At 60.5% G+C, this 13,892-nt stretch carries 15 protein-coding genes; 9 read left to right on the top strand and 6 right to left on the bottom strand.

The annotated features are described in order from the left end of the window. Position 1: 1 nt before the first annotated feature. The 3 genes from EV130_RS20610 to EV130_RS20600 all read right to left on the bottom strand — a co-directional run bounded on the left by EV130_RS20610 (position 2) and on the right by EV130_RS20600 (position 4,056). On the bottom strand, positions 2-1,165 hold the full coding sequence (locus EV130_RS20610; protein WP_074063107.1) for an alpha-D-ribose 1-methylphosphonate 5-triphosphate diphosphatase: 1,164 nt from the start codon (positions 1,163-1,165) through the stop codon (positions 2-4). A gap of 162 nt (positions 1,166-1,327) precedes the next feature. Further along, a complete protein-coding gene (locus tag EV130_RS20605) occupies positions 1,328-1,921 on the bottom strand; it encodes an NUDIX domain-containing protein (RefSeq protein WP_132661203.1) in 594 nt (197 codons plus the stop codon). Continuing rightward, the gene (locus tag EV130_RS20600; RefSeq protein WP_074060761.1) at positions 1,918-4,056 is read right to left on the bottom strand and encodes a molybdopterin-containing oxidoreductase family protein; all 2,139 of its coding nucleotides are present in this window, start codon (positions 4,054-4,056) and stop codon (positions 1,918-1,920) included. Before EV130_RS20600 ends, EV130_RS20605 begins: the two co-directional genes overlap by 4 nt. Positions 4,057-4,139: 83 nt before the next feature. On the opposite strand from EV130_RS20600, the gene EV130_RS20595 reads away from it, so the two are divergent. Together EV130_RS20595 and EV130_RS20590 are read left to right on the top strand one after the other, a co-directional pair. Then, positions 4,140-5,009, top strand: coding sequence for a 23S rRNA (adenine(2030)-N(6))-methyltransferase RlmJ (locus EV130_RS20595; protein ID WP_132661200.1), 870 nt, complete (start codon positions 4,140-4,142; stop codon positions 5,007-5,009). 54 nt (positions 5,010-5,063) lie between these two features. After that, positions 5,064-5,660: a glutathione S-transferase gene (locus tag EV130_RS20590; RefSeq protein WP_074060759.1), complete on the top strand. Its 597-nt coding sequence runs from the start codon at positions 5,064-5,066 to the stop codon at positions 5,658-5,660. Between the two features lie 95 nt (positions 5,661-5,755). Here EV130_RS20590 and EV130_RS20585 read toward each other — a convergent pair whose 3' ends face one another. Next, positions 5,756-6,391 (bottom strand): outer membrane protein, encoded by a 636-nt coding sequence (locus EV130_RS20585; RefSeq protein ID WP_074060758.1) that lies wholly within the window; start codon positions 6,389-6,391, stop codon positions 5,756-5,758. A gap of 364 nt (positions 6,392-6,755) precedes the next feature. Between EV130_RS20585 and EV130_RS20580 the strand changes: the two genes are divergently transcribed. The 5 genes from EV130_RS20580 (at position 6,756) to EV130_RS20560 (ending at position 11,227) form a co-directional block, all read left to right on the top strand. Next, a complete protein-coding gene (locus EV130_RS20580; protein ID WP_074060757.1) occupies positions 6,756-7,523 on the top strand; it encodes an SDR family oxidoreductase in 768 nt (255 codons plus the stop codon). After that, positions 7,520-9,559 carry an excinuclease ABC subunit UvrC gene (uvrC, locus tag EV130_RS20575; protein ID WP_132552135.1) on the top strand — a complete coding sequence of 680 codons (2,040 nt, stop codon included), beginning with the start codon at positions 7,520-7,522 and terminating at the stop codon, positions 9,557-9,559. The genes EV130_RS20580 and uvrC overlap by 4 nt, the downstream gene beginning before the upstream one ends. Before the next feature lie 109 nt (positions 9,560-9,668). Further along, positions 9,669-10,259: a CDP-diacylglycerol--glycerol-3-phosphate 3-phosphatidyltransferase gene (gene pgsA / locus EV130_RS20570; protein WP_074060755.1), complete on the top strand. Its 591-nt coding sequence runs from the start codon at positions 9,669-9,671 to the stop codon at positions 10,257-10,259. Further along, complete coding sequence (gene moaD / locus EV130_RS20565) at positions 10,256-10,510, top strand: molybdopterin converting factor subunit 1 (RefSeq protein WP_074060754.1); 255 nt, start codon at positions 10,256-10,258, stop codon at positions 10,508-10,510. Before pgsA ends, moaD begins: the two co-directional genes overlap by 4 nt. A gap of 255 nt (positions 10,511-10,765) precedes the next feature. Beyond that, positions 10,766-11,227 (top strand): molybdenum cofactor biosynthesis protein MoaE, encoded by a 462-nt coding sequence (locus tag EV130_RS20560; protein WP_132552134.1) that lies wholly within the window; start codon positions 10,766-10,768, stop codon positions 11,225-11,227. Here EV130_RS20560 and EV130_RS20555 read toward each other — a convergent pair whose 3' ends face one another. Then, on the bottom strand, positions 11,228-12,124 hold the full coding sequence (locus EV130_RS20555; RefSeq protein WP_132661198.1) for a branched-chain amino acid ABC transporter permease: 897 nt from the start codon (positions 12,122-12,124) through the stop codon (positions 11,228-11,230). It abuts the gene before it with no gap. A gap of 65 nt (positions 12,125-12,189) precedes the next feature. Here EV130_RS20555 and EV130_RS20550 point away from each other — a divergent pair, with 65 nt between their 5' ends. Together EV130_RS20550 and EV130_RS20545 are read left to right on the top strand one after the other, a co-directional pair. Further along, positions 12,190-12,735, top strand: coding sequence for a CGNR zinc finger domain-containing protein (locus EV130_RS20550; RefSeq protein WP_132552225.1), 546 nt, complete (start codon positions 12,190-12,192; stop codon positions 12,733-12,735). After that, positions 12,732-13,238, top strand: a complete 507-nt coding sequence (locus tag EV130_RS20545) for a hypothetical protein (protein WP_074060749.1) — start codon at positions 12,732-12,734, stop codon at positions 13,236-13,238. The genes EV130_RS20550 and EV130_RS20545 overlap by 4 nt, the downstream gene beginning before the upstream one ends. A 73-nt stretch (positions 13,239-13,311) precedes the next feature. Here the strand turns inward: EV130_RS20545 and ndk are convergent, their stop codons facing one another. After that, positions 13,312-13,734 (bottom strand): nucleoside-diphosphate kinase, encoded by a 423-nt coding sequence (ndk, locus tag EV130_RS20540; protein WP_022714709.1) that lies wholly within the window; start codon positions 13,732-13,734, stop codon positions 13,312-13,314. Positions 13,735-13,892: the final 158 nt, after the last annotated feature.

Raw genomic sequence — 13,892 nt, 5'->3', positions numbered from 1 at the left:
TTCAGTCAGCGCGTGCCCGAAGCTGATGCAAGGTGCCGTCGCTGTAGACGAAGCGTCCGCCGCAGAAGGTGGCGCGGATGCGGTGCACATCGCCTGGCTCGACGACGACAAGATCGGCGCGCTGACCGACGGCGATTGCGCCGCGGTCGGTCAGACCTGCGGAACGGGCGGCATTTTCGGTCGCCATGGCGACCGCGGCCGGCATTGCGGTATACTCGGCGATCTTGAAGATGCCGGGCACGAAAGCCGCCGGGTGATAATCGGCAGCAATCACCGTCAGTAGCCCGGCCCTTGCGGCATCGAGCGCACTCAGATTGCCGGACATCGACTGGCCGCGAAGCGCATTAGGCGCCCCCATAAGCGTCCAGAGCCCGCGGCGGCGGGCCTCCAAGGCAGCTGGCAGCGTGACGGGAAACTCGCTGGTCGTCACACCGAGATCATGCATCCTGGCAACCTTTTCCGCACTATCGTCATCGTGCGAAGCAAGCGACAGCTTCCATTTGAGCGAGAGGGCGACGATCTCCCTCAGCCTTGCCTCGATCTCCGGATTGTTGCGCATGGCGATGCGCCGGGCGACCATTTCCGCTGCCATTTCCTCGGAGATCGCCCGGCGCTCGGCGATGCTCAATATGTAGCTCTGGATGTTGTTGTACTGCCCCTGCCCCGGCGTATGGTCGGTGAGCGACACCATGTCGACATGACCGGCTTGAAGCAGCCTTTCGAGCGCGGGCGCGGCACCCGTGTTTGTGATCTCATAACGAGCATGGACGCGATGGTCGATCAAGAGATCGTGCTTGAGCCGGTTGATTCCCTCGATGATCGCACCCGTTGTTTCGAGCGAACGGACATAGCCGTAGACGCTCTCGGTCGCGAAGGAAACCGCCGCAAAAGCCGTCGTCACGCCGGCGGCCGCGAGTTTCTTGTCGAGCTCATGGATGCCGAAATCAATCGGCATCATGGCGTTCGGGCGCGGCGCGATCTCGCGCTCGATCATGTCGCCATGCAGATCCACGAATCCCGGCATCAGCAAGCGCCCGCCGCCGTCGATCGCGGCATTGCCGACCGGCTCCGGCCGTATCTCGGCAATCGCCTCGTCCTCTATCCGGATTGAGCCCCGGCTCACCACCTCTTGGGGAAGAACGAGCGTGAAATTGCTGAGCCACATGGGCACTCTCCTGATGGCGTTTCTATGCGCTGCACGAATATGAGCGGCCTTGTCGTGACGGCCTTTGCACTCGCGAGCAAACGGCAATCCGGCATCCTGGAAACGGTCGGGCATGATTGGGTAGAACGCCGAAAGATCGACGGCGCTTGGAAGAAATGCCAATCAGGTCAAGCTATTCCTGTTCATCGCCGCCCATTGCAGCAGGACGATCGTCTTCATGTCGCAGATATCACCGCTTTGGATCATGGTGATTGCAATGTCCAGCGGCACGTCCAGCACTTCGATATCCTCATGCTCTTCGTCCAGGCCACCGCCGTTCGAGACGCGGTCGGACGTATCGATCGGCGCGGCGAATAAATGCACGACTTCGCTGTTCGAACCCGGCGAACTGTAGGCCTTGAAGAGGAACCGGACGTCGCGGACGCGAAAACCCGTCTCTTCCATCGCTTCGCGGCGGATCGCTGCCTCCGGCTCCTCGCCGTCGAGGAGACCGGCCGGCGTTTCGATCATGAAGGCGGGCTCGCCCCGAAGATCGGGCGGCAGGCGGAACTGCTTGACGAGGATGACGGAGCCGCGTTTCGGATCGTAGAGCAGGATCGTCGCGGCCGGCGTGCGGTGATAGACCTCGCGATGCAGGCGATGGGTGAGGCCGTTCGAGTCCGTGTAATCGAGCTTGTAAGCGCTCAACCGTGTCCAGCCTTCCGCAAGCGTCGTTTCCTCGACGACCTGCGCCTTTGCCTTCGCGAACTTCGTCATACGGCATCCTTGCGCAGCCAGACCTTATTGTCATGAACCGCCGCACCGCCATAGGGCGCGACTGGGTCTGCGCCGGTGAGCACATTGATGCCCTCGCCGTCGAGATGCGCTTTGTTTGGCCACAAGCCTTCGGCAATCAAAACGCCCGGCTTGACCTCGTTCGTGACGTTTGCGTGCAGGCGCACCTCTCCGCGCCGGTTTCCGATCTGGACGCGATCGCCGTGAGCAATGCCGATCATGTCGGCATCCTGGGGATTGATCATCAGTTCAGGACGCCCCTCCTTCTGCCGCGACGTCTTTGTTTCGGAAAAGCTGGAATTCAGGAAGTTGCGGGCGGGCGACGTTGCAAGCCGGAAGGGATGTTCGGCATCGGCCACTTCAATGACGTCCACCTGGTCCGGAAAAGCCGGCAGCTCGGGATGCGGGCCGAGCAGGCCGACGGATTCCGGTGGACGGTTAGGCGCCGGCTGGTTCGCCCAGTCCGGCCGAAAGCGGAACTTGCCGTCGGGATGCGCGAAACCGTTGAGAAAATGCGCGTCTTCGAAGTCAGGCTGGCGGTCGAACCATTTATGCTCGAGGAAGTGGTCGTAGTCCGGCAGGCCGCTTGTTTCGAGAATGCGGTCAACCATTTCCCGGGCGCTAAAGCCGAAGCCTGGCTGGTGCGCGACCCCGAGGCGCTTTGAAAGCTCCTCGATGACGAAAAGGTTGGTGCGCACCGTCGGCGGCGGTTCGACGAGTTTCGGGCCGAGCAGGATATGGTTCTGCCCGCCCGCGCGGTAGATGTCGTCATGCTCGACGAACATCGTGGCCGGAATGACGATATCGGCCATTTCTGCCGTCTCGGTCATGAACTGCTCGTGCACGGCCACGAAGAGATCGTCACGCGCAAAGCCGCGCTTCACCAGGCGCTGCTCAGGCGCGATGTTCATCGGATTGGTGTTTTGAACCAGCATGGCGGTGACCGGTCCGCGATGGCGCAGTGATGCGGCGTCGCCGGTCAGCACGCGGCCGATCTGCGACTGGTCGAGCATGCGGATATCCGGATCCTTCATCGACTTGCCGGTCAGCTCCGCGTTGTTCATGCGGAAGATGTCACTGTTCGAATGGAAGGCGCCGCCGCCCTCATACTGCCAGGAGCCGAGCACAGTGGCGATCGAGGCGGCGGCATGCATGGCGACTGCGCCGTTGCGCTGGCGGGTAAAGCCGTAGCCGAGGCGGAAATAGGTTTTCTTCGTCGTGCCGACGAGCTTTGCAAAGGCTTCGATCTCGTCGGCCGTCAGGCCGGTGATCGCGGCCGCCCATTCCGGCGTCTTCGATTTGAGATGCGCTTCGAGACCTGCCGGATCGTCGGCATATTTCGTCATGTAGGCCCGGTCGGCGTAACCGTCGCGGAAGGCGACGTGCATGACGGCGCAGGCAAGTGCCGCATCAGTGCCAGGCCTGACGATCAGCGCCATGTCGGCCTGCTTCATCGTCGGATTGTCGTAGATGTCGACGACGACGATCTTGGCGGCGCGTTCCTTGCGCGACTTGATCGCGTGCGTCATCACATTGACCTGCGTCGCGACCGCGTTCGTGCCCCAGATGACGACGCAATCGGTGCGGCCCATCTCGCGCGGATCGGGACCGCGCAGCGTGCCCGTCGCCATGGTGAAGCCGGTCCAGGCCGGGTTGGTACAGATCGACGAGAAAAAGCCGGAATAGCGTTTGGCGTGGCGCAGCCGCTCGATGCTGTCGCGCTGCACCCAGCCCATGGTGCCGGCATAATAGTATGGCCAGACCGCCTCGCTGCCATCCTTCCCTTCCGCCCTCACGAAGGCTTCGGCGATTTCGTCCAGGGCCGCGTCCCAGGAAATCTGCTGCCAGCGCCCCTCGCCTTTTGCGCCGATGCGACGCACAGGATGCATCAGCCGGTCCGGATGGTAGAGGCGTTCGGCATAGCGGGCGACCTTGGCGCAGATGACGCCGGACGTATAGGTGTGGTCGTTGGCACCGCGCACACGGCCGATGCGGCCGTCATTTGCGATCTCCACTTCCAGTGCGCAGGTGGAGGGACAGTCGTGCGGACAGGCAGTGTGCCCGACCCTCTTGCCGGGGTCGGCGGATTTGGCGTGCATGGGGGTCGCAATGTTCATGGCTTTTCTATATTCCAAGGCGTCATCCGCCAAAAGCCGGAAATGACGGCTATGACATGAATTCATAACAGGCATCAGCGAAAATGAACTACCGCCACATCTATCACGCGGGCAACTTTGCCGATGTGCTGAAGCACGCCGTTCTGGCGCGTCTCATCCGCTATCTGCAGAAGAAGGACGGCGCTTTCCGCGTGCTCGACACGCATGCCGGCGTCGGCCTTTACGACCTCTCCTCGCAAGAGGCGCAAACGACCGGCGAGTGGCAGGACGGCATCGGCAGGATCATGAAGGCCGAGCTTGCGCCGCAGGTGGCAGAGCTGCTCGAACCCTATCTTTCCGCGGTGCGGGAACTCAACCCGGATGGCGGCGTGCGCTTCTATCCCGGTTCGCCGAAGCTTTCGCGCATGCTCTTTCGCCCACAGGACAGGCTTTCGGCGATGGAACTGCATCGGGAGGACTACGTCCGCCTTCACCGGCTGTTCGAAGGAGATCACCATGCCCGTATCACCGAGCTCGACGGCTGGCTGGCGCTCGGCGCGCATCTGCCGCCGAAGGAAAAGCGCGGCATCGTGCTTGTCGATCCGCCGTTCGAGGAGGACGGCGAATACGAGCGCCTGGTCGAGGGCCTGACCAAAGCATACCGGCGGTTTCCGGGGGGCACCTATTGCCTCTGGTATCCGCTGAAAAGGGGCGCTCCCATCAAGGAATTTCACGAGGGGATGCAACTGACCCAAATTCCGAAGATGCTGTGCGCTGAACTCAGCGTGCGCAGCGATCGCGGCGTGACCGGGTTGACGGGCTCGGGTCTCATCATCGTCAACCCGCCCTTCACACTGAAGGACGAGTTGCACGTGCTGCTGCCGGCGCTCAAGGATTGTCTCGCCCAGGATCGGTTCGCCTCACAGCGTGCCTTCTGGCTGCGTGGTGAAGCGACGACCGCAAAGGCCGATTGACCCTTTGCTGCAGGTGCGAAATAGTCCGCGCCGAATCTGCTCTAGAGGTGAAACATGAAGCTGCTGTGCTCCCCGACATCGCCCTATTCCAGCAAGGTGCTGATGGCCGCGCATTATCTGGAACTCGGCGTCGCCGAGATCCGCGTCGATACCAATGCCGGCCCGGCGATCCTCGTCGACAACAACCCGCTCGGCAAAATACCGACGCTTCTGACCGATGACGGAGTTTCGGTCTTCGACAGCGTGGCGATCATGCACTATTTCGGACGGCTCAAGAACAGCAAGCTCTACCCTTCGAAGAACGGCAAGCGAACCGATGCCGAAATTCTCGAAGCACTCTGCGACGGCATCTGCGACTGCCTGCTGGCGATCGTTTACGAGCGCCGCTTCCGCGACGAGGAGAAGGTGCACCAGCCCTGGATCGACCGCCAGTGGAAGAAGGCCGTCAGCGGCCTGAACCACATCAGCGCGCATCCACCGAAGATCGGCCGCAGGCTGAATGGCGGTCACTTCGCGCTTGCTGCGACGATCGGCTATCTGCAACTGCGCTTCAAGGGCGAGTGGGAAGCCGAGCATCCGGAACTGATCGACTGGGCAGGCAAATTCGAGAAGAAATTTCCAGCCTATCAGGAACTCAAGCCGCACGGCTGACAAAAACGAGGCCGATCATCATATCCGATGTTCCGGCCTCTTCATGTTCAAGCCGGGCGCAAGGCCCGGCTTTCATCGGATGGTGTTCGGCAGACTTAGAACTTGACGCCGATACCGACCTTCACGCTGTGTTCATCATAGCCGCGCGATACGTTGGCGGCGCCGAGATCGAAGTCCTTGTTCTGATAGTCGCTGAAGCGATATTCAACACGTGCCGTGATGTTGTTCGTCACGAACGCTTCAGCACCGGCACCGACTGTGTAACCCAAAGCCGTCTTGGACTCCGAATCACCGAAGCCGCTGACCTTGTTGTTCGCCGCAGCGGCGCCAGCCGTGGCATAGAGCAGGAAGGGGTTCAGGTCGTAACCGACACGACCGCGAACGGAGCCGTTGAAGCGGTTCTTGTTAGTGATGCCGTTTGACGTGCTGTCGAGGCCTGAATAACCGAGATCGGCTTCAACACCGTAAACGATCTGGCCGCTCTGCCAGTTGTAGCCGGTGTAGAGCTGCCCGCCCATTGCGTAACCGTCGCGGTCTCCACCGAAGTTGCCCTTGTTATAGGTGCCTGCGCCGCCGAGGTAAAAGCCTTCCCAGTTGCCTGCCGGAGCGGCCGGCTCGGCCTGTGCTACCGGAGCTTCCGGAACCTGGTCGACTGCGTCGGCGGCATTGGCGGCAGAAAAGCCGGCGATCACGAAGGCGGACGCCATCAGACTAGCAATAAATGTACGCATACTCATTCTCCTTTCGATCTCGCGCCCTTCGTAACTGTCCTGAGTCGAAGCATTCGCGAGAAATTACTAGATGTCCCTCTCGGATCGAGGCCGAAAGTGGAGCGCAATTGCGGATTTGAGAGAGCCAAATTGTGAAATGATTGAGGCAGAGAAGCGGCTGAAATTTGATGTTGCTATAGCGCAACAGAATATTTGTTAACCATAACGGTTGGTTAAATTGTCAATACTTATTTTAGGAAATTTAATTCTCAAATAATACATAGAATAGGCCTGCCGAAAAGGCAATCTCACAGCCTATTTATATAGTCTGTGCCTGCCGCTATATAGAAGCGCACTTAGACTCGCGGGACCAGAAGGCACGCATTTGAACGAGAAAAGACTTAAGGCCGCGCTCGTAACCGGGGCTGCCAAGAGAATAGGCCGGGCGATAGTCGAGGATCTGGCGGAAAACGGCTTTTCCGTTGCCATTCATGCCAATCGCTCGATCGACGAGGCGGAGGCGGTTGCGGCGGAATTGCGGCAAGGAGGCAAGTACGTCTTTGCAGTGCAAGCCGACCTTACCAAAACAAGCGACACGGAAACGCTGGTAAAAAGGGCCGCGGATCGCCTTGGACCCATTGATCTGCTCGTCAACAATGCCTCGGTCTTCCGCGAAGATTCGGTGCGAAAGACGAACGATGCTGCCTGGGACGAGCACTTCGCGGTGCATGTGCGGGCCCCTTCGATCCTGTCTGCCCAGTTCGCCGCCCAGCTGCCGGAAACCTGCACTGGCCTCATTGTCAATGTTATCGACCAGCGCGTCTGGGCGCTGCGGCCGAGCTTTTATTCCTATACCCTGTCGAAGTCGGCACTTTGGACCGCAACGCAGACGATGGCGCAGGCACTTGCTCCGAAGATTCGTGTCAACGCCATCGGGCCTGGCCCCTCGATGCCGAGCGAACGGCAGTTGCAGGAAGACTTTCAAGCACAGGTCGCAGCCCTTATCTTGAAGCAAGGACCTGAATTGGAGGAATTCGGCCGAACGATTCGTTTTCTGTTCGAGACGCCTTCGATCACGGGCCAGATGATTGCACTCGACGGCGGCCAGCATCTTGCGTGGCAGACGCCGGATGTGCTGGAGATCAAGGAATGAATGCCAAGAAGCTGCCCGATGGCGGTGTTCTTTATGATGAAACCGATGAAAACGAAGACGATATCGAGGTGGAAAGCGACCTTTCCGCCTCGCCGCTTCCGGCTGCGATCGACTGGAACGAAGGCGGCGGCAACGAGAGCGGGCTTGCCGGCGCGGAACTGATCGGCGAGTTCGTCAAGCGGCTGCCGAACAGCCCCGGCGTCTACCGCATGTTCAATGCCGATGGCGACGTGCTTTATGTCGGCAAGGCGCGCAGCCTCAAGAAGCGCGTCGGCAACTATGCGATGGGCCGGGTCCATTCCAACCGGATCGCGCAGATGGTCCGCCTGACCTCGCACATGGAATTCGTGACGACGCGCACGGAGACCGAGGCGCTGCTTTTGGAAGCGAATCTGATCAAGCGCTTGCGGCCGCGCTTTAACGTGCTTTTGCGTGACGACAAGTCGTTTCCCTATATCCTCATCACCGGCGATCATCGCGCCCCGTCGATCTTCAAGCATCGCGGCGCCCGCGCCCGCAAGGGCGATTATTTTGGTCCCTTCGCTTCCGCCGGCGCCGTCGGGCGCACGATCAATTCGCTCCAGCGCGCCTTCCTGATCCGCACCTGCACGGACAGCGTCTTCGAGACGCGTACGCGCCCCTGCCTGCTCTACCAAATCAAGCGCTGTTCTGGCCCCTGTACCCGCGAGATCAGCGACGAAGACTATGCGCAACTGGTGCAGGAGGCCAAGGATTTCCTTTCCGGCAAAAGCCAGAAGGTGAAGGAGCACATGGCAGAGGAGATGAACGCCGCCGCCGAAGATCTCGATTTCGAGCGTGCGGCGATCTATCGCGATCGCCTCGCGGCGCTGTCGCACGTCCAGAGCCATCAGGGCATCAATCCCGCAGGCGTCGAGGAAGCGGATGTATTTGCGATCCACCACGAGGGCGGTATTTCCTGCATCCAGGTCTTTTTCTTTCGCACGGGCCAGAACTGGGGCAATCGCGCCTACTTTCCGAAGGCCGACCCGCAGCTTTCGAGCGCCGAGGTTCTCAATGCATTCCTGGCGCAATTCTACGACGACAAGCCGGTGCCGAAGCAGATCATGCTGTCGGAAACAATCGAGGAAATGGAACTGCTGGCGGCGGCGCTCGGCGAAAAGGCCGGGCACAAGGTGTCGATCCTGGTGCCGCAGCGCGGTGAAAAGCGCGATCTGGTCGACCATGTCGTTGCCAATGCCCGCGAGGCACATGGCCGCAAGCTGGCCGAGACCGCTTCGCAATCGCGCCTGCTCGAGGGCTTCAAGGAAACGTTCGGCCTACCCTATGCGCCACAGCGGATCGAGATCTACGACAACTCGCATATCATGGGCACGAACGCGGTGGGCGGCATGGTCGTGGCCGGGCCAGAAGGTTTCGTCAAGAGCCAGTACCGCAAGTTCAACATCAAATCGACCGACATCACGCCCGGAGACGACTTCGGCATGATGCGCGAGGTCATGACCCGGCGATTCTCGCGGCTGATCAAGGAGGAAGGCATTCCGGACCGGACGCAGACGGTATCGAGCGCTGAGGCCGCCGATCTGCCCTTCCCTGCCTGGCCGGACGTGATCCTGATCGACGGTGGCCAGGGCCAGATGACGGCAGTGCGCGCCATCCTCGAAGAACTCGCCATCACTGACAGCGTCATTGCCATCGGCGTGGCAAAGGGCGTCGACCGCGATGCGGGGCGCGAGCGCTTCTTTTCGCCGGGGCGCGAAAGCTTCACGCTGCCGCCACGCGATCCCGTGCTCTATTTCATCCAGCGCCTGCGCGACGAAGCCCACCGCTTCGCCATCGGCTCCCATCGCGCGCGGCGCAAGAAGGAGATGGTGAAGAACCCGCTCGACGAGATCGGCGGCATCGGCCCTTCCCGCAAGCGGGCGCTGCTGCAGCATTTCGGCACCGCAAAAGCCGTTTCGCGGGCAGCGCTTTCCGATCTCATGGCAGTCGACGGCATTTCCGAGACGGTCGCAAAGCAGGTCTATAACCATTTTCACGACGATGCCGCGAAATAGCGGCAACGGTCGCAAATTCCACGCAAAGGCGGCAGAAAAACAGAAAGAATGTTGACGGCTTGCGGTCAAACCCGTCATCTACAATCACAAAAATTCAGAGAACGGTTTCATGGCATCGCGCGCGTATAATATTCCCAATTTGCTGACCTACGGCCGCATTCTCGCGGTACCGCTGATCGTCCTGTGCTTCTTTGTCGAGGGACGGCTTGCGATCAGCAACACGGCGCGATGGGTCGCCCTTTGGATATTCATCATCGCTTCCCTCACCGATTTCCTGGATGGTTATCTGGCGCGCATCTGGAACCAGACTTCGAATATCGGTCGCATGCTCGATCCGATCGCCGACAAGCTCCTGGTCGCCTCGATCCTGCTGCTGGTTGCCGCCGATCAGACAATCGCCGGCTGGTCGATCTGGGCGGCAATCACCATCCTCTGCCGCGAAATCCTCGTTTCGGGACTGCGCGAATATCTGGCCGCCCTCAAGGTCAGCGTTCCCGTCACGCGGATCGCCAAATGGAAAACGACGCTGCAACTGGTGGCAATCGCGTTCCTGCTTGCCGGTCCGGCGGGCGATGCGATTTTTCCCTTTACGACGCAGATCGGCATCGGCCTGCTTTGGATCGCGGCCATTTTGACCATATATACCGGCTATGACTATTTCCGCGCCGGCTTGAAACATATCGTGGATGACGAAGAATGACGCGTCTCGTCTATTTTGCCTGGGTGCGGGAACGGATCGGCAAGAGCGAGGAAGAGATCGCCCTTCCCGCGTCCGTCCTCACCGTTGCCGATCTTCTCGGTCACTTGAAGACACTGGGCGAGGAATATGAGACGGCGCTGCAATACGAAAACGTCATCCGCGTGGCCCTCGATCAGGAACACGCCGAACACGACGAACCGATTGGCAATGCCCGTGAGATCGGGATTTTTCCTCCGATGACGGGCGGGTGACGGATAACGGACGCACGCTCGCGCTAGCGAGAAGACGAATGGAAACACTGCGTATCAAGACGGCTGGCCAACGCTCCTGCGTCATTCCTGTGCTTGTCGCCGCAAGCCAGCCACGGCCCGTGCGCGCTGTCGATCACTCTCTTTCTCTGACTTCCTTCGCCCCAAGGAGCCGGGAGCACCGGATTGCTGTGACAAGCAGGAGGATTTAGGCGTGCGGTTTAAGGTCATCGCGCATCAGCAAAGGGAAAGCATGTCGTGAGCCCGGCCCCGACTATCCGCGTCCAGCGCGAAGACTTCGACCTGCAGACTGAAGTCGACCGTCTGGCGAAGGCCGCACCCGGCGTTGGAGCGATCGTGACATTCTCCGGTCTCTGCCGCGACGAAGGCGGCACATTGGCAGCGCTGGAACTGGAACATTATCCGGGCATGGCCGAGGCGGAGATGACGCGCGTCGCCACGTTGGCGATCGAGCGTTTCGGCCTGCTTGGGCTCACCGCCATCCACCGCTTCGGAAAAATCAGCGCAAAGGAAAATATCGTGCTGGTGATTGCCTGCGCGCCGCACAGGCAGGCGGCATTCGACGGCGCCAACTTCGTGATGGACTTCCTGAAAACCTCCGCCCCCTTCTGGAAAAAGGAACATTGCACGGATGGCTCGGCAGGCGATTGGGTCTCTGCCAAGGATGCAGACGAGAAAGCGCGCGACAAGTGGAAGTAGTCACGGAATGGCGCGCTCGCGCCGGCTCAGCACCAGCAGGAAGACGAGCAGCGAGAAGATGACGAAATCCCGCCAGAGGAAGGGGCCGTAGGCGGTCCACAGGGTTTCGGCAAAACCGATGCCTGCGGCACCGCCTGCCGATTTCAGGGGATCGGAATAGCCGCCGGCAGCGGCGATCATCAGCACCTTGAGGCCGAAGAGCAGGCCCGCGCCGAAATCCATCGAACCGTAATAGAAGGTCGTCAGGATGCCACAGCAGGTGGCGACGAAGGCGGCAGCCACGTAGGCAGCGAGGAAAACGCCGGTTGAGCTCACGCCGCAAAGTTCAGCGGCGAACGGATCGTCCGTCACTGCGCGCCAGACGCGACCCCAGGCGGTGCGGCGGAGCACCAGACCGCCCACCGCAATTAACGCACACATCAGCCCGGTATTGATCAGCTGGATGTAAGTCAGCGTCACCTTGAAGGATGCGTCGCTCCAGAAAACGACGGTTCGGTTGAGGAATGGCGAGAGCCAGAGCTCCCGCGTATCGGAGGCCAGCCGCGCCGTCTCCATGAGCAGGATGGTCACCCCGAGGGCTGCGACGATGACCGTGTTCGGCGAGCGTCGCACGAGCGGCTGCATGACGGAGCGGCCGATCCAGAAGCCGGCGCCGAGCGAATAGGTGAACGACATGACAGCGCCGAGCGCGAGCGATGCGGGCAGGACCAGCCAGAGGCGGTTATAGGCCAAATCGGTGAACAGCAGCAGGATCTGTCCCGCGAAAGCGAAGACGGCACCATAGGTGATATCGGCTCGCTTGGTGACGCCGAAGGCAAGCGCATAGCCAAAGGCAAGCGCCGCGTAGAGCGCTGCCAACGGCACCGCGTTTGCCAGCTGCTGCAAAAGATAACCCATCGGAAACTCCGGATCGCCTGCAAATAATAACTGGCAAACCCTATTTTACCAGTTATATTTTCACTATGATCTTTGCCTGGACCGCACATCGTTTTTCTGGCGGCGCGCTGGCGCTGGATGTCGCCAACAGCGTCGTTCTGCGCCATGATAAGGCCCGCAGCATCGACCGCTTTGCGGCGGATGAACAGTTCACGAGCTTTCCGGATGCGGCGGCAGAATTTTGCGCCGAGCGTGCCCTATTCGGCCGGGTGCTGCCGGTGCCGCCGGAAAACAGGCCGAATTTCATCGCGCTGCGCGAAGCCACGGACCGCTATTTCCGGCAACGGGTTTTGACAGGCAATGATGATCGACTCCTTGCGGACCTGCTTTCGAAACTTGCCGTAACACTGCGAAATTCCAGGCCCAACGGGCTTGACGCTGCGACCGCTCATTCGGTGCTTCGCCTGATCGCGATGCCTGTTCCGCAGCGCTTGAAGATATGCCGCAATTGCGGCTGGCTGTTCATAGACCGCAGCAAGAACAAGAGCCGTGCCTGGTGCGACATGGGCGTGTGCGGCAACCGCGCCAAGGCAAGCAGGCACTACCGTCGCAAGAAGGAGGACGCGATATGAGGACCAAGGTTGTCTGGGCGCTGGCCCTGAGCGCCGCGCTGATCGCCGCCTGCCAGCGCGAGATGGAGAAAATGGTCGAAGTAAGCGGCCATATTTTTGTGTTCAATTACCGCGTCGCAAGCGCGACCTACCTCGTCACATTGAAAAAGACTGCGGCCATTCCGGATGGCGCAGTGGCGATAGCCGAATTCGAGAACCCGGCCGGCGGCGACCCGATCGTGCTCACCGAGAAAATCTACCCGGCCTGGGACAAGATCACTCTCCAGAGCCCGAACGTCCACTGCATACGCAAGGACAGGCCTTACTCCGTCAAGATCCGTCTCGTCGATGCCGGGGGCACGACGCTACAGGAGCTGAAGACACAACTGGTCTCGGACGTCGATCAATCGATCCTGCCGAGCAAGCCGCTCGTCGTCGGACCGCTCTATACGCAGAACCCGGAAGTCTTCAAGCCGGACGGAACGACGGACTTCAGCAATACAGACAAGTGCCCGGCCGCGTAACCAAAAAGCCGGAGCGAGGCCCCGGCTTTCAGTGTCACTTCAAAGGCTTCAGCCTCCCGGCTGAAATTTCGATTCAGCCGACGATCTCGGTGTCGGAGAACCAGTATTTGATCTCCTGCGCGGCCGTTTCCGGAGCATCCGAGCCGTGAACGGAGTTTTCGCCGATCGAAAGGGCGTGCACCTTGCGGATCGTGCCTTCGTCAGCGTTTGCCGGGTTGGTCGCACCCATGATCTCGCGGTTCTTGAGGATTGCGTTCTCGCCCTCGAGAACCTGAACGACGGTCGGTCCAGACGTCATCGTGTCGACGAGTTCGCCGAAGAACGGCCGCTCCTTGTGAACGGCGTAGAAGCCTTCAGCTTCGCGCTTGCTCATCCAGACGCGCTTGGAAGCAACGACGCGCAGGCCGGCATCTTCCAGCATCTTGGTGATAGCGCCCGTCAGGTTGCGCTTCGTTGCATCCGGCTTGATCATCGAAAAGGTGCGTTCAATCGCCATTGGGTCAAATCCTCTGGTTTAGCGGGAAAAGTGGGCGGTCTTTACCCGCCCCTAGCCCCGAAAACAAGGGGGACGCGGCAATTTCACGCCGCTGTCATGGTGAGCCCCTTCCTTCATGCAGATCAAGGCAGTGCTCGAACCGGCTCATGACCGGACCA

Source organism: Rhizobium azibense (genome assembly GCF_004342325.1).
GTDB classification, from domain to species: domain Bacteria; phylum Pseudomonadota; class Alphaproteobacteria; order Rhizobiales; family Rhizobiaceae; genus Rhizobium; species Rhizobium etli_B.
The sequence above is the reverse complement of the archived record's forward strand: the minus strand, read 5'-3'. Positions and strand labels throughout refer to the sequence as shown.